Below are 21,601 nucleotides of genomic sequence, written 5' to 3'. Positions count from 1 at the left end.
TATCGTGAATATCTAGTATAATGGTACTAGGGAGTCATGAAGACTACGGAGGACAAAATTATGAAAAAAAGTGCAGTAGCCATTTTGGGTGTTATTGTTGTAGCACTTATCGGTGGTGGGTTCTACTTTGCGACAGCAAACACGAACACACACCCTGGTACAGAAGAAACGTCTTCATCTAAGAAGAGCAGTTCATCAAGTGAGAAGGCAGAAACGTCAGCACTTGAATCAGCAAGTTCATCAAGTGAAGCATCGTCAGAAGCATCTTCTTCAGTTGCCTCAAGTGAGTCAGAAGCGACGTCTAGCGCAGCGTCATCAGAAGCTGCGCCAGTGGCATCGAGCGATGCGGCTTCAAGTTCAAGTGCCCCAGCATCTAGCAACTCGGGGATGGCATCGTACGATCCTAACCAAACTGCTGATGGCACGAACATTTCAAGTGATATGATTGCGGATGCCCGCAAGGAATTGCAAGCTGCTCACTTGGATGATTCAATCTTGGGTGACCAAGAGATGAAGGAATTGATTCGTGAGTCTTCATCAACGCAACAACCCGTTGTTGCAACGTATGAGTCTCACTTTGGTTCAGCCAGTTCATCGACTGCGTCAGATGCCGCTGATTCATCAGCAACATCTGCTTCAGCAAATTCATAATGACGAACAATCATTAGCAAATAACCTTCGCTCAACGGCGGGGGTTATTTTTTTGTTCTTAATAAATTCGTATAAATTTGCCATAAAACGCTATTTTTGGCGTATAATAGATATTTAGTTATGAGGGGAAAAAGAAAACAAAGCAGGTTAGAAAACATGATTACTATTAAGTCAGAACGTGAAATTGAAGGTATGCGCCAATCTGGTGCGATTATCGCCGGCATGCACAAAGGGTTGCGCGATATCATTAAGCCTGGTATTTCAACATGGGAAATCGAAGAATTCGGTCGCAAGTATATTGAAGACCACGGTGCACGCGCTGCACAAATTGGTTTTGAAGGCTTCGAATTTGCAACGACTGTGTCAGTGAACAATGAAGTTGCCCACGCTTTCCCTCGCAAAGAATTGATTTTGCACGAAGGTGATATCGTCAAGGTTGATACAGTAGTTGACCTTGATGGTTATTATTCAGATTCAGCTTGGTCTTACGCTGTCGGTGAGGTGTCACCAGAAGTACAACGTTTGATGGATGTGACGTTCAAGGCCTTGTACATCGGTATTGAACAAGCTCAAGTTGGTAACCGAATTGGTGACATCGGGGCGGCTATCAACGCTTACGTTGAAGACGAAAATGGTTTTGGTAACGTGCGTGAATATATCGGACACGGTATTCAACCAACGATGCACGAAGAGCCAGCCGTACCACACTATGGTGTTGCTGGACACGGTTTGCGTTTGAAGCCAGGCATGACGATTACGATTGAGCCGATGGTTAACATGGGTGGTTGGAAGGTCGAAACATCAGAAGATGATGGTTGGACAGTGACAACTGAAGATGGATCATGGTCAGCGCAATATGAACACACCATTGCGATTACAAATGATGGACCAAAGATTTTGACATCACAAGATCCTGAGTTTGACGCCAAGTATCTTTAAAAAATTACTGACACAGAAGGGAGCAATGACGTGACTCATTCAGGTTACATTTTTGCTAAGCGATTTTTGGATATTTCAGTGTCGTTATTCGCATTGATTGTTTTTTCGCCAATCTTTTTGGTGATTTCATCCTTTTATCTTTTCGGTGAAAACCGAGGGCCTGTCTTTTATAAGCAGCGTCGTATCGGTATGAATCACCGTGAATTTGGAATTTACAAGTTCCGTTCAATGGTTGTTGGTGCAGAAGAAAAGCTGTATGCCAACAAAGAATTGTATGCAAAGTTCGTTGAGAACGGCTACAAGTTACCGACTGAAGAAGATCCACGTATCACCAAGTTTGGGGCGTTCATTCGTCGGACATCAATTGATGAATTGCCACAATTTATCAACATTTTGATTGGTGATATGAGTATTGTTGGACCACGACCAGTTGTTGAGAAAGAATTGATTGAATACGGTGATCGTGTTGATAAGTTCTTATCAGTGAAGCCGGGTGCCATGGGACTTTGGCAAGCTAGTGGACGTAGCGAAATACAATACCCAGAACGAGCTGACCTAGAGATTAGTTATGTTGACCATGCTGATTTATGGTTTGATTTTAAAATTCTATTTATGACCGTTTTCGCCATCTTTAAGGGTGACGGTGCGATGTGATTTCTAAGATTAAGAAATCGTGACAGTTCTATAAAACTCGCCAAAACTCCTGTATACTGGGTATTGGCGAGTTTTTCGCATTTAAGGGAAGTTGCTATTTATAGCATCAAAAATTTTAATATACATAAAGGAACTACGAAGTGATGGAAAATCAATTTACAGTGACTGATTTGTTTAAGCACATGTTGCGCAATGCCTGGTGGATTATTGTCCTTGGAATTGTTGGTGGCGGTGCCATGTACGTGATGAACAAGCAACCTGCAGCGACAAGCTACAGTGCAACACGCGCAATGTACGTTGCTAAGTCAAACACCGGCGTGAAGGATCCAAATTCACGAATCGTGGCTGACTCTTGGTTATTGAAGACATACAAGACGGTTGCCAAGGATGATAAGGTGATTAAGCCAGCTGTGAAGACTTTGAAGGCTGAGGGTGTGAAGGTATCAGCTGATACGTTGCGCTCGGAAGTGTCATTGTCAATTACAGATGGGACGTTGCTGATGAAGGCAAAGGCAAAGGGTATTGCTAAGCCTAAGCAAGCAATCAAGATTGTTAACGCTTTTGCTGAGTCATATGCCGAAAACGCACCTAAGTTGATTTCGGACATGCCAAAGCCTGAGTTGATGACGAAGGCAAAGGAAGCCAACACGGATACGATGGTAGCTGGTTCGCCAAAGAAGGCAGCACTGTTTGGTGCCGTTGCTGGTTTGGCAATCGGGGTTGTCTTGGCATTCTTTGTGGGTGTTTACAAGAACGTGACGGCTGCTAAGAACTAAGCAAAGGAGATTCGTATGGTTGCATGGTTAATGCCATTCGCGCTTTTGCCGAAGACATACACGTATTTCTTCTTTGATTCATTCGCTCAACTTGCGGTTTTGGTTTTCTCGATGTACATCATGGTGAAAATCTATTTGCAACCCGCTCAGTTACAAACTGTGCTACCCAAAACAAATACGCTTCGTTTATGGGGCGCTTTTGTGGTTGTGCAATTAATCCTGATGGCATACCAATCCTTTGTGGTTTGTGATACAAAGCAAATCTATGGATTGCTTCACGGGCTAGTGTCGTTTATTCAGATGATTCTTGTGATTTGGATTGCGTATACAGTCCAGAAGATGGCGATTCAGCGTTATGAAGATGCCGTGAAGTTCGTCAAGTCAGTGATGATTAGCTTGATTGTCTACATTGTGGTGATTGTTTTGCCTCAAATCGCCTTCATTGATGGTGCTTTCTGGTTAAGTCACATTATCAATCCGATTGCTGGCCTGTTCGAACGCCATTGGTTAGATCGTAATTTCTATGATAATGGGAGTTATGTGGCAACATTGTGGCGTGTCAACGGGTTAGAGCCGGAAGCGTCATTTTTAGCATTGTTGCTGGGATTAACGTTCTCGCCATTATTAATTATGATCGCTGAAGAGCCGCTGAAAAACTTCAAAAACCGCAAGTGGCTATTGTGGTTGACGTGGGCTCTGTTAGCCATTATTGTCGTTATTCTATTCATGGCCAAGACCACGACTGGGTTCTTAATGATTGGGCTACTTGCCGTTGCTTATTGGTTTGCAGCGCCACGTAAACAAAAGTTGTTTATCGCGGGTGGGGTGGTGATCGCCTTAATTGCAGTTGCCGCAGCGTATCAATTAGTGCCGTCGGTTAACGCGATGCTAAACCAGTGGTTGTTCCAAAAGGGCGGCACCGATAATCGTCTAGGCGGTACAATTGGTTTAATTGGTGCTTGGCTCCATCATCCATTGTTTGGGGTTGGCTATGGTTACGAAGGTCACTATATCGTGCAGAATTTGCCAGAGTGGTCAAAAAACAATGCTGAATATATGGATGTTTACAAGAATCAATCATATCCAATTTTGAATGATGTGTTTGGTTGGTTAGCCCGCTATGGTGTTATCTTTGTTTTAATTGGCTTCTGGCTGTTGCTAGGGTTGATTACGCGGGCGGTGAAAACACTCGGCCGTTTGAAGCGAAGTGCGTCTGACCACGTGATGTTTTATCGGGTGATGATTAAGTCATTCTTGGTCACTGTCGCGATTACAATTGTGACGGCCGGTATTACGCCAGCTAATGCAACGTCATGGCCGATGCTATTGATGTTGTTCTTCTACTGGCGGGTGGTCCACTTAGCAGAGGATGAATTACAAAACGAAGGAATTTAGTTAAATGAAAATTTTAGTTGCTGTACACAAGCCGTACCAAATGCCTAAAGATCAAACGTATCTACCGGTCATGGTCGGGGCTGCGCTACAGGAGGGTTATCCAGCTAATTACACACCAGATAACACTGGTCAAAACATGTCTGAAATGAACCCGTTCTACAACGAGTTGACGGCGTTGTACTGGGCTAAGTATAATCTGCAAGATGAAGATGTGATTGGCTTGATGCACTACCGCCGTTACTTTGGTAAGAAAGCTAGTCACGATTTGACTGACATTTTGACAGAAACGGATATCCGTAACGCTTTGGAAACTGCGGATGTGTTGTTGCCTAAGCAACGTAATTACTACATCGAAACGCAAAAGGATCACTACTTTAATGCGCACAATCATGAGCCATATAATGTGATGCGTGAGGTGATTGCCGAAAAGTATCCGGATTACTTGGCTGCGTTTGATGCAATGGGTAACAGCACAAAAGCGCACTTGTTCAATATGAGCATTATGCGCCAAGCTGATTTTCAAGAGTACACCGACTTCATGTTCGATGTGTTGAAGGCCGTAGAAGAGCGCATTCCATATCTTGAATATGAAGGACAGGAACGTCGTGTCTTTGGTTTCTTATCAGAGCGTTTGATGGACACATGGGTGAACACCAAGCAAAAGCGTGTGATGGAATTCCCACTGGTTACAACTGAGAAAACAAATTGGTTGGACAAGGGAACCCAATTCTTGAAGCGTAAGTTCTTCAAGAATGCCAATAAGAAGGTTCACTTCTAATATCAATCAAAAACCACCTGCCTATGGCGCGTGGTTTTTGATTATAAAGTGATAAAATAGCCCAGTTATTGTCACACTTTTAGTGTGAAATATCCTGAAATTATGGTAAAGTAATTTCAGGATATTTTTTATACAAAAATCATCAGAAGGAAGACAAATCATGACTTTGAATGATAAGAACTACGATTACCTGATCGTAGGTGCTGGACCATTTGGTTCAATCTTTGCTTATGAAGCAGCTAAGCGTGGAAAGCGCTCATTGATTATTGAAAAGCGCGCACACATCGCTGGAAACATGTACACACACACGGAGCACGGTATTACGGTGCACGACTTCGGTGCTCACATTTTCCACACGGACAACAAGGAAGTTTGGGACTACATCCGTCAATTCGCTGAATTCAACGGTTACCAAAACCAAGTTGTTGCCAACTACAAGGGTACGTTGTACAACTTGCCATTCAACATGAACACATTCTACGAGATGTGGGGAACGAAGACGCCAGCTGAAGCCAAGGCTAAGATCGAAGAGCAAAAGGCTGCTGCTTTGACTGACTTGGGTGACCGCGAGCCACGTAACTTGGAAGAGCAAGCGATCTCATTGATTGGTACTGATATCTACGAGAAGTTGATTAAGGGTTACACGGAAAAGCAATGGGGACGTAAGGCGACTGAATTGCCAGCCTTCATCATCAAGCGTTTGCCAGTTCGTTTCATTTATGACAACAACTACTTTAACCACCGTTACCAAGGTATTCCAATCGGTGGTTATACGCAAATCTTTGAGAAGATGTTGGATAACGATTTGATTGATGTTCGTTTGAACTCAGACTTCTTCGAGCACAAGGATGAATACATTGCTGAGTTCCCACGTATTTTGTACACGGGAATGATCGACCAATTCTTCGACTACAAGTTCGGTGAGTTGGAGTACCGTTCATTGCGCTTCGAGCACGAAGTTATCGATTCAGATAACTACCAAGGAAACTCAGTTATCAACTACACGGATGCTGAGACGCCATACACGCGTGTGATGGAATGGAAGCACTTCGATGGTTTGTCAGACGATGGTGTGACGATCATTACGAAGGAATACCCACAAACATGGGACCGTACGAAGGAAGCTTACTACCCAGTTAACGACGAGAAGAACACGAACTTGTACAAGGAATACGCTCAGGAAGCGCGCCAACACAAGGATCAATTTATCTTCGGTGGTCGTTTGGGACAATACCGTTACTTCGATATGGACCAAGTCTTCAACGCTGCTTTGAATGAAGTACGTAAGGAATTCAAGATTCCTTCAAGCTTCAACTTCGCACACGACGAAGAACACTAATCTGTATTTAAAAAAGCCAATCGTTCTGTTGTTGAATGATTGGCTTTTTTCGAGAAGAGGGGCTTATGAATAAAAAAGTAGTTTTACAACATTTGTTGGTGATACTGTTGTTCGTGGTAATTGCGGGCATGTCGGTTCTCCCTTACTGGAATCGGGGCACCATTTATGGTCAAGGTGATTTATTGTTTCACCTTAATCGGCTGGCGGGACTGACACAAGGCGTACAAGCGCATGAAATACCATATCGCTACTTTAATGTGCTAACTAACATTGGTAGTGCTAGCAATTTCTTCTACCCGTTTGTATACATGCTCGGGTGGTCCGGCTTGTTCGCAGTGATGCATAATCCAATTCACGCTTTTTACCTAGGTGAAGCGATTGTGATGTTTGTGACGTTAATTGTGGCATATCTGGCTATGAATCAATATCAATCACAGCGCATGCGGTCAATTATTTTTGCGTTACTATATGGATTTGCTAGTTACCGCACTTATTTAGCGTATGATCAGTTTGTGTTTGGTGAGATGTTGGCATTTGCGTTTCTACCGTTGGCGTTTGTTGGGTTATATAACGTGTTCTTAGGTGACGCGCGTAAGTGGCGGGCACTGGCGGCAGGCTTAACCTTAATCTTATACGCTCACATGTTGAGTACAGTTTTGACGCTCACATTGTTTGTCATCATTGTGGGTTTATTAGTCCTGACCCGACGCTTGCGACTTGAAAAAATACGCGTACTTAATTTTGTTAAAGCGGTAGTGATGACCGTCGTCATGACGGCTGTCATTTACCTGCCATTCTTGTACCAAAACCGCCAAACGACGATTATTACGACGGTGCAAGGGCCGATTAGTAAAATGTATGACTTGGGCCAAAGCTTAGTGTACTCACTGAATGGCCTAAATCAAAACATTGGATTGGTTGGCGTTTTAGCAATTGTGATTGGTGCAGTACAATTATGGCGCCGCCGTTTCTCGCGTGAGTTGGCAATCTGGGGACTTGGAGTCGTGTTATTTATCATGGCGTCTTCAACTTTTCCTTGGCGAGCGCTCTCTGAGAATGTACAAGCATTAGTCCAATTTCCGTTCCGCTTGCTTGGTTTGAGTTCATTGTTCTTGATCGTTTACTTATCGGGCGAATTAGTGCGAGTCTTTGCTTTACCAAAGCAACAGGCGCTTACGACTTTGGTTGTGTTATTGTTCAGTGCGGGGAGTTACTTGGCGTTTACGGAGAATTTGATTTATACGCGCCAGCACCAGCAACCATTGGTAACGAATCAACGGTTTGAGGCAACCACCGCGTTGTTTGAAACAAGTTTCACGGCGAATGATAAGCAACTGGCAGCTCTGAATAAACCGGGTGCGCGTCACGATTATATCGGCATGCTCGACTATGCACCTAAAAATGCGTGGCCAGTCGAGAATTACTATTCGTTCCTCGCACACCAAACTTTTTTGGGCAATCAGTCAATTAAGGCTAAGGCGACGTATCGGTTGACGTCGGCGACATTTAAAGTCGACGCGCCACGATCAGGACAGTTAAATGTGCCAATTCTGATGTACGGTAATGAACGGGTGATGCTAGATGGCCATCGTGTGACGGCCAAGCAAACGAAACGGGGTTCGATTGGCGTACACGTGACGGCGGGTGAACATCGTTTGACGGTCAGCTACACAACACCGAAGTGGATTTACCAAGTTTGGTTGTTATCTGCAATTGGTTGGGTGATTCTATTTGTGACTAGTTGGCACAGACGGAAGGCTAAATAAACATTAAAAAGACACCTTTCGCATCGTCGCGAGGTGTCTTTTTCGGTATACTGATTTGTAAGCAATAATTTAAAAGGAGCCGTGTGACATGGCAGATCAACCTGTAACCCCGGTCAAGAAGCGTAGCCGGCGGTTTTACTATATGGATATTCTGAATATCATTGCGACGATTGCAGTGATGTGGTTGCACACCTCAGAATTTGCCTTTCAATATACGCCAGACTCACCCCGATGGGTGCTGAGTTTGGTGATTCAAATTGCCTTTATTTGGGCGGTACCGATTTTCTTTATGATTTCGGGCGCCAACTTATTTAATTATCGCGAGCGGTACGACACAAAAACATTCTTTAAGAAGCGCTGGGCGAAGGTGTTAATTCCATTTATCTTTTGGACGTTCGTCTGGTATGCTTGGAATCATTTTGTCGGTCATAATCCTGATTGGTCGTTGATTGGCTTTTGGAATGGGTTAGAATATGACACGATTCAACCAATCTTTTGGTTCTTCTATTTCATCATTCCAATTTATTTGGCCGTGCCTTTTTTGTCATTGATTGCGACAAAGGCTAATCAAAAAGTGGTCGAATATATCATCGCCTTATATGTCATTGGGGTCGGTGTGGTTAACTACGCCTACACGCTTTTCCACCGGGCACCAGATCAGTTGGTGAACAACATTCCAATGGTCTTGTCGACGGGCATTGGTATTTTCTTTGTCGGTTGGTATCTCCATAACTTTGATATCTCAAAACGTATGCGTCATGTGCTGTACGGCGCAAGTGTTTTGGGGTTCGTCATTATGTTTAGTTTGACGATTATTTTCTCAGCGTGGCGCCATGAGACCGTACGCGATGCGTATAGTATTTTCACCATCGGTGGCTTTTTGATGCCGTTGGGGGTCTGGGCTTGGGCAAAAACGCACTTCCCGCTCGATTGGCAACCGGGTCCAAAGACAACGGTTTGGTTGAAGCATCTTTCTGGTGTGTCGTTGGGTGTTTACGTCATTCACGAATTTGTGATTGCGGTGCTAGAGAAGTTATTGCACCTTGATCAAAGCTCTTATTATCATATGTTGGCGCTGCCAATGGTGGTATGGGTCATCAGTGTGGCGATTGTGTTGGGATTACAAAAAATTCCAGGTGTAAATCGTTTATTGCCATAAAATACTTAAGTTGTTTAAGAGATGTGTAAGCCGAGGAGGTGTTACACATCTCTTTCTTTTTGTCCACTGCGCTATAATATAGTTTGAGAGAGTTTGTTAAATTTTACAGAGTGTTTAGGAATGGTGGTTAGCGTATGGATAAAACCTTAAAGATTGCATTGACAACGGGAGTTATGACGTTGGGTATCGTTATAACAGCCACCCCAGTTGATGCAGCGACAATGACGACACAACAACAAGCGTTCGTGAATAAGATGACGCCAGCAATTTTAGCGGATACAAGCAAATATGGGCTATATCCGTCAATTCAAATGGCACAAGCAACCTTGGAAAGTGGTTGGGGACAGAGTGCGTTGAGTACGAAAGCCAACAATTATTTCGGTGTTAAAGGTGCTTTTAATGGACAATCAGTCACGATGTGGACAACTGAGTATTCAGGTGGCAAGCCATATTCAGTTCAAGCACAGTTTGCTAAGTATCCTTCGGCGTATGAGTCAGTGGATGCGCAAGGCAAGTTGCTTAAGAACGGTGTGTCGTGGAATCCAGAATATTACGCAGGTGCCTGGCGTTCGCGGGCTAAAAATTATAAAGAAGCGGCTTATGGGCTACAAGGGCGTTATGCAACGGCGCCAACGTATGCCCAATCGCTCATTAATTTGATTGAAGAGTACCATTTTGATCAATTAGACCACGATGGCTATAAGAATGGCAGCTACTATTTGAAGGGAAAACCTGCTTCTGGCTACATCAATGATGGTAATGGCTGGTTCTGGTTTGAAAATGGTCGTAAGTTTACGGGGTTCCGTTTCTACATGGGAACGTACTACTGGTTCGAAAATGGTTCACGTATTGATAATAAGTGGCGTTCTGCTTGGAATCTCCAATACTACGTTGATCGTGAAGGCCGAGCGGTGCAGGGAGATGGTTACAAAGTTAACGGGACCTACTACAACTTTGGTCACGACGGCACATTCTTCCTGCGTGGTAAAGCGAATGGTTACGTTAACACAACGGATGGTTGGTTATGGATTGAAAATGGCCAACGTTACACTGGATTCCGTAAGTACATGGGCGCATACTATTTCTTCATCAATGGGGTTCGCCAACATAATCGTTGGGTGTCAGAGTGGGGCTTGAATTACTACGTTGGTAGTGATGGTCGTTCTGTCCAGGGATCACATGTGAAGATTGGCAATAAGGTGTATAACTTCGGGACGAATGGTACATTCTATTTGCGCTAATTTTGCGCTATACTAGACTGATAAGTTTAAAAAACAGTCGGAGAATGACATGCAAGTCGTAAAAAATTATTTGTATAACGTCTTCTATCAACTGCTAACTGTGTTGGCACCGTTGATTACGATGACGTACCTGTCACACGTGCTTGGCGCGGATGGGATGGGTGTGCAGGCTTGGACTAACTCGATTGTGAGTTACTTCTTGCTGTTTGCCACGTTAGGTATCACGTTGTATGGTCAACGTGAAATTGCGTATGTGCGTGATGACCGTGAGTTACGTGATCGACGGTTTTGGGAAATCCAAGGACTGCACACAATGGTCAGTCTGTTGGCAATTGCGATTTATGTCGTCTTTGTCTACATGATGCGCCATGTACCGGGTGAGTTCTCAACAAACAACCACCAACTGTATTTGCAGACTTGGGTGATTGTTTCAGGGCTGCTCGATATTTCATGGTACTTCATGGGCTTGGAAGACTTTAAGAAGACGGTTGTCCGTAATTCGTTGGTTAAGATTGCCATGGTGGTGTTGATTTTCATCCTGGTTAAGTCAGCTGATGATGTCGATAACTACATTCTATTGTTGGCACTCACCCAAGTGATTGGTAATATCACGATGTGGTTCTACATTCCAGGTAAGGTGAAGTTGCCGAAGTTGTCGACTTTGAACTTCGGTCACCACTTATTACCAACATTAGGCTTATTTTTGCCAACGATTGCCACGCAAATTTATTTGCAGTTGAACAAGACGATGTTGCCTTTGTTTGCTAGTGGCTCAATTAGTTTGTCAGCCTTTTATGAAAACGCGGATAAGATTGTCAAAGTGTCGTTGGCCCTAGTGACGGCGATGGGAACGGTTATGTTGCCACGTGTGGCGAACCATTATGCCAACGGTAACACGAAAGCGGTCAATGATGCGATTTACAAGTCAATGGACTTTGTGACAGCGATGGCTGCGCCTTTGATGTTCGGGATGATGGCCTTGGGTCCAAAGATGTCAATTTGGTACATGGGCCCAAACTTCTTACCAGCGGGTTGGACAATTACGATTTTGTCGCCAATTGTCTTGTTTATCGCTTGGAGTAACGTTATCGGCACGCAATATTTGATGCCGGTTAACCGGACCCGGGATTTCACAATTTCCGTGACGGTTGGTGCGGTTGTTAATGTGTTGCTGAACTTTATCTTTATTCCGCTTTGGAGTTTGTATGGAGCAGCGGTCGCGACGATTATCGCTGAATTCGCTGTAACCCTTTACCAGGTTTATGTCATTCGTCACCAACTTGAATTAGGCGTTTTGTTCCACGGTTTGTGGAAGTATCTCGTAGCGGGTGTCGTTATGTTTGCAGTCATTGCGACGATGGCTTGGCGAATGCCACCATTCCCAACAAGCACCGTAGCACAGATTGGGGTTGGTGTCGTGGTATACGTGATTATGGTCATCCTGATGCGAGCTAACTTTGTGTTGACTGTACAAGGGTTTATCAAAGGACGTCTCCACAAGTAAAATCAGATATTATAAAATTGTGAAAGCACCCCAATTAGGGGTGCTTTTTTGCTATACTGGAACAGGCTGATTAAATATATGAAAGAGGACAGATATGTCTAAGTTATCAATTATCGTACCGGTTTTTAACGAAGAAGAGACAGTAGCAATCTTCTACGATGCGATTGAACTTGAACGCAAAAATTTTGCTGAATATGATATCGAATATTGGTACATCGATGACGGTTCAACTGATGGGACGGTTACCGCAGTTGAAGCGTTGATTGCACGTGATGAAAACGTACATTTGGTGTCATTCTCACGTAATTTTGGAAAAGAAGCTGGCTTGTATGCTGGTTTGGAACACGCGACAGGTGATTATATCGCAGTCATGGATGTAGATTTGCAAGACCCACCTGAGTTATTGCCAGAAATGTTGGCGGGCGTCTCATCTGGTGAATGGGATGCCGTTGGCGCACGCCGCACAACGCGTGCCGGCGAGCCAAAGCTTCGTTCTTGGTTTTCAAGCTTGTTTTATAAGATTATTAATATGGTGTCAGACACCTATATCGTTGAAGGGGCACGCGATTTCCGCGTAATGACCCGTCAAATGGTTGATGCGATCTTGAGTATGCAAGAATATAACCGCTTTTCGAAGGGCATCTTCTCATGGGTTGGCTTTAAGCAAAAGTATCTAGAGTATGAGAATAAGGATCGCGTTGCCGGCACGACATCTTGGAATTTCTGGAGTTTGTTCAGGTATTCAATTGATGGTTTTGTGAATTTCTCGAAGGCACCACTACTGTTGGTTTCAGTACTCGGTACTATTGCTTTCGTGATGGCGCTAGTTGGTGCTGTGATTGTATTTGTTCGGGCATTGTTGCATCCAGAAAATTCAGTTTTTGGTTGGCCATCAACGATTGTGATCATGTTGGCGCTTGGTGGCGTGCAACTATTGAGTTTGGGCATTGTCGGTCGTTATATTTCAAGTATTTATCTAGAAGTTAAGAAGCGACCAATTTATATTGCTCGTAAAGTAAAGTAGGGAGAGAGCGATGAGAAGAAGGTTTGCGCAATATCGACAAACTGGCGCTTATCGCGATAGCCAAGCAGTGCTTGGTTTTGTTATTATTGCATTATTATTCGCATTGCCAATTTTAAATCAGAACCGGATGGTGTTGGGCGTGGACGCGTTTTTCCACTTGCACCGGTTCTACGATGCGGCGATGCAACTGAAAACGGGCCAATTCAATTACTTTGTGTCGTTGTTTGGCTTTAATCAATCAGGGCGGATTGTGAATGCGGTCTATGGGCCATGGTTCGCTTATCTAAATGGACTACTGCTATTGCTAGCAGGCAGTTGGGTCCGTTGGCAATTTTGGTCTAATTTCATCATTGCATTTGGTGGACTGTTGGCTGGTTACTTGGCATTGCGTTGGGCCCACGTACGCCGCCTGTATAGCGTGGCTGGATCAATGATTATGGTTGGTTCTTTACCGGGCCTAAGTTGGTTTGCCAATCAAGCCTTTATGAGCGTTGGCGCCATGTTTATCGCACTAGCTGTGGGGATTGGTATTCGGATGCTCCAGCAACCGGATCGGCCGATTAACCCATGGCAGATGGGCGCTGTGATGGCATTGGGCATTCAAGTGCACATGCTCTCAACTTTGTTTATGCTCCTGGTATTGGTGTGGTTCGCAGTGCCAGCGGTCTTTCGGGCGAAGCGACCAGTGTTCATGGTCTTGAATGGGCTATTGGCGGCAGGTTTGGCATTGCTGCTGTCAGTCAATGTTTGGATGCCATTTTTGCATGTGAACATGAGTAACCGCTTGTTGCGACCGTTTATTGAATTGCGTGGTGATATACCGGCCGATACGCTGGGATTTACTTGGGATGGGAGTCACAATCTATCGTTAATTGCGATGGTTTTGATTGTCATTGCAGTTGCCACCTTGGTTTTGCGTAACCAGTGCCGACCACGGTTGGATTTCACGACACAATGGACGTTGTTGGGTGGCGTGTTACTTGTTGTAGTCGGCTCACAATTACTACCATGGCGTATGATTATGAAAGATGCTGATAACTGGTTGTCGACTTTCCAATTTGCGCTTCGTTTTGGTATTCCGGGCTTGATTTTGATTGTGTTTGGCTTGCTATTGTGGTTGCAACAGCAGCCAATTGCGGCGTCTTCAGGTATGCAGGTGGCGACATTGGCGACGGGCGTCTTAGCGATGGGGATGTTATTCACGCCGATGACTGATAAGATGGCGACACAGTCGGATCTGAAAACAGTGGTCGGTTTAACGGCGTACACCAGGCCGAAGTTGACGTTAAAACAACTAGTGGCCGACGAACGACGAACGGATTTAAGTCGCTTGATGTTAGACGGCACGCAAAACTACCCAGATTATTTACCGATTTCAAAGAAAACGGCAACATCATTGACTGGCAAAGATTGGTATACGAAGAATGGGTTAGATCAAGCGTATTTGCATGATATTGTGGGAAATCGTTTGCCGAAAATGAAACGAACGGTTGTTGATGGCCAATTGCACCTGACTTGGCAAGCTAAGCGGGCGACAACCGTTACTTTGCCAGTTGTGAAGTATGCGGAGACGACGCTATCGTTAAATGGTCAAATGCTAAATAACGTTAAGCTGAGTCGGATTGGTGCACCCATTGTCAAACAGCAGGCTGGTCGCAATACATTAGTCTTGGGTTATCAGACGCCAGGTTGGTTGCCAACCACGCAGTATGTGGCCGCAATTAGCTGGGGCCTCTTAGCCTTTGGTGCGGGCATTGCCCAATTACGTAGATTTTATAAAGAGAAAGAATAAGATATATGAAACACTCCTGGATGTGGTAAACTGAAAGGAGTGTTTTTATACAATAAAAAGATATTGAATGAATTTTAGTTTGGAGACTGATTGATATGACTGTTAGCGCTGTCGTCGTTACGTACAACCGTCTGCCAATGTTGAAGGAAGTTATTGCAGCTTTGCAAGCCTCAGAAACGCCGGTGGACAACATTATTGTTGTGGATAACAAGAGTAATGCTGATACCCAGGAGTACTTGACGAGTTTGGGTGATCAAATCCGTTATGTGCGTTTGGAAGAAAATATTGGTGGTGCGGGTGGCTTTAACAAGGGTATTCGTTACTTCATGGAAGAAACTGTCGATGATTACGTTTGGTTGATGGACGATGATACGGTCCCAACGCCAACGGCTTTGACAGAACTTGTTGGCAGTGCCGCTAAGGTTGACAACAAGTTTGGCTTCTTGTCTTCAGATGTCCGTTGGACGGATAACTCACGTGCCAAGATGAACTTGCCATTCCCAATCGACCGGTTTAAGAAGATTCCATTGGATGCGACTGAAATGGAACAGTTGCGTAATGCGACGTTCGTCTCAGTGATGTTCAGTCGTGAAGTCGTGGATAAGATTGGCCTACCAGTGAAGGAATTCTTCATCTGGGGTGATGATATTGAGTATACGGAGCGTGCGGCGCGTGTTTACCCAGGCTACATGGTGCCAACATCACGTGTTATTCACAAGATGGCACAAAACGTGGAGTCAAATGTATCGCTTGATTCAATTGATCGTGTACCACGTTACTTCTACGCCTTCCGTAACCGGATGTACTTCAGTCGCAATCGTGGCTTTGTCCGCTTCTTGCGTGCACACATTCGCATTGCCTATGAAGCAGCAATGATTTTCTTTAACGGACAACCAAAGAAGATGCTTCGCTTGAAGATGGTCCTTAAGGGTGTCACGACTGGTTGGTTCTTCAAGCCAAAGGTAGAATTTGCTAAGAACAAGGCGAAGGGATAAGAGATATTATGGCAAAAGTAAGCGCAGTGATTGTGACCTACAACCGCTTGCCAATGTTAAAAGAGGCAATTGCCGCTTTGCAAGCCGTTGAGCCAAAATTGTCACACTTAATTGTGATTGATAATAAATCTGAGCAAGATACACAAGATTACTTAGAATCATTGGGCGACAGCATCACGTATGTGCGGATGTCTGAGAACCTTGGTGGTGCTGGTGGGTTCAATGCCGGTATTCGTTACTTTTATGAACAAACGGATGATGATTACGTTTGGGTAATGGACGATGATACGATGGTACACCCAGATTCTTTGGAACCATTGACGGCATTCGCGGAACAAAATCCTAATTTTGGCTTCTTGGCCTCAAAGGTAATGTTTAGTGATGGCAAGCCATCAGTTCGTAACGTACTCCGTCAATATGGGACGTATAAGACGACGTTGAATACAGAATTTAAAGAACCTGTTCGAATTGAAAATGCGACATTCGTGTCATCATTTTTCTCACGGGATATTGTTCGCCAAATCGGGCTGCCAATTACGGAATTCTTTATTTGGATTGATGATTTGGAGTATACGGAGCGTGCTGGACGGATTGCGCCAGGTTATCTAGTGCCGGCATCTTCTGTCACGCACAAGATGCGTTCAAATACAGAAGATGATATTACCAACGATATTGAACGTCGTTTGCCTTGGTACTTTAACATGTACCGTAATCGCGTTTACACGATGCGCAAGCGTGACTTTTTCCGTCACATGCGCGGAAACGGTAAAATTGCTTGGGACTTCCTCCGCTTGATTTTTGTGCGGACGGATCACAAGAAGAAGCGTTTTGATACAATGATTAGTGGTATCAAGGCTGGTCGTAAGTTTAAGCCAACCATTGAATTCCCTAAGGATAAGTAATTAAGATATCGCGACGTTTGTTACAAACGTTGCGATTTTTTTATAACTTTCGCAAAAGTGCTACCATTATATTTATATTCAGTTGAAGTTCAGGACTTTTTATGCCATTGGGACAAATGTTTGCTATAGTTAATTGTTGGGAGGAGTGCAAATCAATGAGTAAAACAACAGCACGCCTAATGCTGGCCTCAGCAGTGTTAGGTTTCGGATTATGGGCGACGGCTGGTTCAACACACGCCGCAACTGTGGTACAACAACCAAAAGAATCAGCGCAAACGACGGCTAAGGTTGAAGGGGTAAAGCGAACAGCGACGAACGCAACCACGCAGCCAGTCGAAACGCCAGAACAATCAGAAAACAATTATTTTAATTATCAAAATGTATGGGTCGTCGGTGACTCATTAGCCGTTGGGTGGGATGGTAACCAAGTGGTTAAGCAAAACTACCCAACGCTTTTAGCAAACATCATCAAGCCGGAGTCAATGCATGCGGGTTACGCATCAAGTGGCTCACAAATTTCAGGTAACCAAAACGGACCTGGTGATAAGACTTACGACCTAACCAATAACTTGAAGCGTGTCACGGCTGATCCGCAGTTCAAGAACGCTGAATCATTGGTCTTGGAAAGTGGGGTCAATGATTTAAACTATAGCGACAATAATCTTGGTTACGTCCAACAACGTTTGCAAAAGAACATTCGAACAATGCGCGCCGCTAATCCCAAGTTGGTGATTTATGGTGTTTTGCCAATTCCATCATACATGGGTGGGAATAACTTGAATGTTAAGGGTCAAGCAGGTTACACGTTTAATCAGTTGGCTGATGCTTTGAAGCAAGTTTATACAAGTTTTGGCATTCCAGTGTTAGACTGGCGTCAAGCAGGCTATCAGGTTGTTACGGATGCGAACCGACAACAAACGTTGGGGGATCATGAAGTTCACCCAACACAAGATACGTATGCCAAGATGGCTGATTTGATGGCCCAATGGATGATTGAAGTATCTACGGCTGATAACAGCAACCTTGCTGAAAATGAACACGATTCAAAGACGAATTTCATTAGTAACGGTTGGCAAACGGATGAGTCAGGTAACCGTGAGTATGCGACAAACAGTATGCTTGCCAGTGGCTTTAAGAACATTAACGGCAAAGGATACTTCTTTAACCCAAGCAACAATGGTTTGTTGAAGGGTAAGAACCAATTGGCAACGGCTGGTGGTAAGACCTACTACGTCGCAACCGATGGTACGACGCAAGAGGGCATTAAGTTGGTCAACGGTAAGTGGTACGACTTTGGGTCAAACAAGACCTACTATGCCCGTAACTTTACGCAGTCTGGTTACTTGAACACGGATCAAGGCTGGCGCTGGTTTGAAAATGGTAAGCCATACACGGGCTTCCGTTCATACTACGGCGCTTACTACTACTTCATTAATGGCGTGCGCCAAGAAAACAAGTGGGTCAGCCAATGGGGTAACAAGTACTACGTTGGCTCAGATGGTCGTTCAGTCCAAGGCTACCACTTAATCGACGGTATCGCGTATGACTTTGGGAACAACGGTACGTTCTTCCTACGTGGAAAGCTTTCAGGTTACCAAGATGCTGGCAATGGTTGGTTGTGGTATGAAAACGGTGAAGTCTTCACTGGCTTCCGCTTCTACATGGGCACATACTACTGGTTCGAAAAGGGTGCACGTATCAATAACCAATGGCGTACAGCCTGGAACTTGAAGTACTATGTTGACAGCGAAGGTCGTGCCGTTCAAGGCGACGGCTATAATGTCGACGGGACGTACTATAACTTCAGCCACGATGGCACATTCTTCTTGCGTGGTAAGGCAAGTGGTTATGTGTCAACGCCAGATGGTTGGTTGTGGATTGAAAACGGTAAGCGCTACACAGGTTTCCGTATGTACATGGGTGCCTACTACTACTTCATTAACGGTGTGCGCCAACATAATCAATGGGTTTCAGAATGGGGCTTGAAGTATTATGTCGGTAACGATGGTCGCTCTGTTGAAGGTAACAAGGTTAAGATTGATGGTAAGACGTACAACTTTGGTACGAACCACACTTTCTTCCTACGTTAATTAAATCTATTTTGAATTGCAAAATCCGCTGGGTAGTTTACCTGGCGGATTTTTTGGGTAATCAGGTTGTATACCGCCAAAAATTTGCGTAACATGACAGAAGAATAGGAGGATGGCATGACATTTTATACAATTGATTACTTGACGCAGCGCCATTCGTGGTTGGAAACGGCAACGACGGTGGTTATTGCGGTATTAGTAATTATTTTTGCAATTTTTGCGGTGCTGTATTTTCGCAATAATTTAAAGTCGAAGTACCGGGATTTGAGTGTGATGATGTTACTATTGGTAGCGTTTGTCATTGGACTGCAGTATCAGGATATGAACCAAGTGAAGAGCCAGTCGGCTCAAAAAGCACAGGTTGTTAAGTTATTAAAGCACGTGGCACATAATCGGGACGTGAAGCCAGCACAAGTGGCTGTAAACAGTGTCAATTTGAACAATAACTTAATTGTTAAAGCCGGGAAAACGTTCTATCGGGTGAATTTAAGTGCTGATCAATCGAACTATACCCTGGAAAAGACGAACTTATTAGACGAGCATACAGTAGTTGAGGTGAAGTGATGGACACAAGTTATACAACGATTGCTTTGAAATTGGCAATCGGGATTATCGGTTTGATTATCCAAATTAATATTTTAGGTAAGGGTAACTTGGCGCCAATTTCAGCGATGGACCAAGTTCAAAATTATGTTTTGGGTGGGATTATTGGTGGTGTTATTTATAATTCAGATATTACGGCACTGCAATTTGTCTTAGTCCTGATTGTTTGGACATTTTTAGTCTTGCTCCTTAAGTTCTTGAAAGAACACAATTACTGGGTCAAGCGGGTGATCGATGGGGCGCCAGTCACGGTAATAAAGAACGGTGAGGTTGATGTGGCCACAACGATGCGGGTCGGTCTGTCGGCTAGTGAGTTGATGTTTAAGCTACGCGCTGCTGGCGTTGATGAGGTTCAGGTAGTACGTCGAGCAATTCTAGAGCAAAATGGCCAACTGACGATTATCAAATATGGCGAGGAAACGATTAAGTATCCACTTATCCAGGATGGTCAAGCCAATTACGATCTATTAGAAGTTTTGGATAAAGACATCGACTGGTTACGCGAAGAAGTTGCTAAGCAAACGAAGGGTGATGTGGAAGATATTTATTTGGGTGAGTTCATTCATGGTAAAGTGATTTTGCATCCGTTTGCAAAATAAACAATTTAGGCCTGTGAGAATCGGAACTGATATTCTCGCAAAAATATCCAGGCATCGTCACAAAACACCTGCAAAAAATCCGGAATTCTGTAATGGTCGTTTGGTTTGTAACATACAAGTAATAAAAGGCGCGGATTTGAAACTTTCACTTTAACCGGCTGTCACTATAACTCGATACACTAAGTAAAGTCGAATTAGTAAAAACGAGTCCGACGCAGATATGCGTCGTGAATACAGAACAGTCTGTTGATAAGAATGGGGTTTAAATTCGGATATGATTAGTAATAAAGCGAAATTAGTATTGGCAACAACTGCAGCGATGGCCGGTTTGGCAATCGCAAACACAACACAATTTGAGACGACAGCTAGTGCTGCAACAGTGCAAGGTTCAGGATACTTGAATGACGGTACTGGTTGGTACTGGTTTGAGAATGGCCAACGCTACACAGGTTTCCGCTTCTACATGGGTGCTTACTACTGGTTCCAAGATGGCGTGCGTCAAGAAAACTCATGGGAGAGTGCTTGGGGCATGAGCTACTACGTTGGGGCTGACGGACGCGCTGTGCAAGGTGTTAACGAAATTAACGGCGTTAACTACGATTTTGGTAACAATGGCACGTTCTTCTCACGTGGCAAGGCCAATGGTTACGTCGCAACACCATCAGGTTGGTTGTGGATGCAAAACGGTTACCGTTACACAGGTTTCCAATTCTACATGGGCACATATTACTGGTTCCAAAACGGGGCTCGTATCCAAAATTCATGGGAGAATGCCTGGGGCATGACGTATTACGTTGATAACGTTGGTCGTGCTGTGCAAGGTTTGCAAACAATTGGTGGCAAGCAATACTTCTTCGGTAATGATGGGACGTTCTTCTTGCGTAAGAACACGAAGTTCACGGCTAATGGGGCAAACTATTCAGCTGATGCAAACGGTGTTGTAACCAAGCTTTCATCTGGCTCTGTTAAGGATCAAATGATGGGCTTTGCACAAGCTTGGCACGGTTGGGATTCAACGCAACAATACTACCTTGATTTGTTGATTAACTACGAATCAGGTTGGAATGTAAATGCACGCAATGGTCAATACGTGGGCTTGTTCCAAACGACTGGAATCTACGACATGTCAGTCGAAGGGCAAGCTAAGGTTGGTTTGGCATACATTGCTAATCGTTACGGTAACCCACAAGGTGCTTGGAATCACATTCAAGCAATTGGTTGGTACTAATAAATATAAACAGTTAAAAGGACTGAGTCATTTGATGGCTCAGTCCTTTTTGCTAGGTCGTATTTGATGCGTACGTGAGCGTTTTAGCACTCTTTAATTAAAAGTGCTAAAGGTGTTGACAAGTGTTTGCATGGTGTGTATTATAATATGTGTTAGCACGAAGTGA

General features: G+C 44.2%; 19 protein-coding genes. All 19 read left to right on the top strand.

All coding sequences use genetic code 11. The features are described 5' to 3' along the window. The first annotated feature begins 60 nt into the window (after positions 1 to 60). A complete protein-coding gene (locus ACJ28U_RS10340) occupies positions 61 to 651 on the top strand; it encodes a hypothetical protein (RefSeq protein ID WP_407619210.1) in 591 nt (196 codons plus the stop codon). 156 nt (positions 652 to 807) lie between these two features. Beyond that, complete coding sequence (gene map / locus ACJ28U_RS10335; RefSeq protein WP_043707401.1) at positions 808 to 1,590, top strand: type I methionyl aminopeptidase; 783 nt, start codon at positions 808 to 810, stop codon at positions 1,588 to 1,590. 30 nt (positions 1,591 to 1,620) lie between these two features. Next, positions 1,621 to 2,244, top strand: a complete 624-nt coding sequence (locus ACJ28U_RS10330) for a sugar transferase (protein WP_010371962.1) — start codon at positions 1,621 to 1,623, stop codon at positions 2,242 to 2,244. Between the two features lie 143 nt (positions 2,245 to 2,387). After that, complete coding sequence (locus ACJ28U_RS10325) at positions 2,388 to 3,020, top strand: YveK family protein (protein WP_407619209.1); 633 nt, start codon at positions 2,388 to 2,390, stop codon at positions 3,018 to 3,020. 15 nt (positions 3,021 to 3,035) lie between these two features. Next, positions 3,036 to 4,415 carry a hypothetical protein gene (locus ACJ28U_RS10320; protein ID WP_407619208.1) on the top strand — a complete coding sequence of 460 codons (1,380 nt, stop codon included), beginning with the start codon at positions 3,036 to 3,038 and terminating at the stop codon, positions 4,413 to 4,415. Positions 4,416 to 4,419: 4 nt separating this feature from the next. Beyond that, positions 4,420 to 5,193, top strand: coding sequence for a DUF4422 domain-containing protein (locus tag ACJ28U_RS10315; RefSeq protein ID WP_216807993.1), 774 nt, complete (start codon positions 4,420 to 4,422; stop codon positions 5,191 to 5,193). Positions 5,194 to 5,353: 160 nt separating this feature from the next. Next, positions 5,354 to 6,532: a UDP-galactopyranose mutase gene (gene glf / locus ACJ28U_RS10310; protein ID WP_407619207.1), complete on the top strand. Its 1,179-nt coding sequence runs from the start codon at positions 5,354 to 5,356 to the stop codon at positions 6,530 to 6,532. A gap of 65 nt (positions 6,533 to 6,597) precedes the next feature. Continuing rightward, complete coding sequence (locus ACJ28U_RS10305; RefSeq protein WP_407619206.1) at positions 6,598 to 8,298, top strand: hypothetical protein; 1,701 nt, start codon at positions 6,598 to 6,600, stop codon at positions 8,296 to 8,298. Positions 8,299 to 8,386: 88 nt separating this feature from the next. After that, complete coding sequence (locus ACJ28U_RS10300; RefSeq protein ID WP_407619205.1) at positions 8,387 to 9,457, top strand: acyltransferase; 1,071 nt, start codon at positions 8,387 to 8,389, stop codon at positions 9,455 to 9,457. A gap of 134 nt (positions 9,458 to 9,591) precedes the next feature. Then, the gene (locus ACJ28U_RS10295; RefSeq protein WP_407619204.1) at positions 9,592 to 10,698 is read left to right on the top strand and encodes a glucosaminidase domain-containing protein; all 1,107 of its coding nucleotides are present in this window, start codon (positions 9,592 to 9,594) and stop codon (positions 10,696 to 10,698) included. A gap of 49 nt (positions 10,699 to 10,747) precedes the next feature. Continuing rightward, the gene (locus ACJ28U_RS10290) at positions 10,748 to 12,202 is read left to right on the top strand and encodes a flippase (protein WP_063083280.1); all 1,455 of its coding nucleotides are present in this window, start codon (positions 10,748 to 10,750) and stop codon (positions 12,200 to 12,202) included. Positions 12,203 to 12,296: 94 nt separating this feature from the next. Then, positions 12,297 to 13,226: a glycosyltransferase family 2 protein gene (locus ACJ28U_RS10285; RefSeq protein WP_407619203.1), complete on the top strand. Its 930-nt coding sequence runs from the start codon at positions 12,297 to 12,299 to the stop codon at positions 13,224 to 13,226. Between the two features lie 10 nt (positions 13,227 to 13,236). After that, positions 13,237 to 15,018, top strand: coding sequence for a hypothetical protein (locus ACJ28U_RS10280; RefSeq protein WP_407619202.1), 1,782 nt, complete (start codon positions 13,237 to 13,239; stop codon positions 15,016 to 15,018). Positions 15,019 to 15,113: 95 nt separating this feature from the next. Further along, the gene (locus tag ACJ28U_RS10275) at positions 15,114 to 16,013 is read left to right on the top strand and encodes a glycosyltransferase family 2 protein (protein WP_043707414.1); all 900 of its coding nucleotides are present in this window, start codon (positions 15,114 to 15,116) and stop codon (positions 16,011 to 16,013) included. A gap of 8 nt (positions 16,014 to 16,021) precedes the next feature. After that, entirely contained in the window at positions 16,022 to 16,915 is an 894-nt protein-coding gene (locus tag ACJ28U_RS10270; protein ID WP_407619201.1) for a glycosyltransferase family 2 protein, read from the top strand. A gap of 155 nt (positions 16,916 to 17,070) precedes the next feature. Next, a complete protein-coding gene (locus tag ACJ28U_RS10265; RefSeq protein ID WP_407619200.1) occupies positions 17,071 to 19,005 on the top strand; it encodes a GDSL-type esterase/lipase family protein in 1,935 nt (644 codons plus the stop codon). 117 nt (positions 19,006 to 19,122) lie between these two features. Beyond that, entirely contained in the window at positions 19,123 to 19,569 is a 447-nt protein-coding gene (locus tag ACJ28U_RS10260) for a DUF3290 family protein (protein ID WP_010371923.1), read from the top strand. After that, entirely contained in the window at positions 19,569 to 20,207 is a 639-nt protein-coding gene (locus ACJ28U_RS10255) for a DUF421 domain-containing protein (RefSeq protein ID WP_106443951.1), read from the top strand. The genes ACJ28U_RS10260 and ACJ28U_RS10255 overlap by 1 nt, the downstream gene beginning before the upstream one ends. 274 nt (positions 20,208 to 20,481) lie before the next feature. Beyond that, the gene (locus ACJ28U_RS10250) at positions 20,482 to 21,435 is read left to right on the top strand and encodes a 1,4-beta-N-acetylmuramidase (RefSeq protein ID WP_106443950.1); all 954 of its coding nucleotides are present in this window, start codon (positions 20,482 to 20,484) and stop codon (positions 21,433 to 21,435) included. Positions 21,436 to 21,601 lie beyond the last annotated feature (166 nt).

Origin of the sequence: Weissella sp. MSCH1 (genome assembly GCF_045799135.1) — a bacterium.
In the GTDB taxonomy this organism is placed as follows: Bacteria; Bacillota; Bacilli; order Lactobacillales; family Lactobacillaceae; genus Weissella.
Note: the sequence above shows the minus strand (reverse complement) of the source record. Positions and strands in the feature narration are given on the sequence as shown.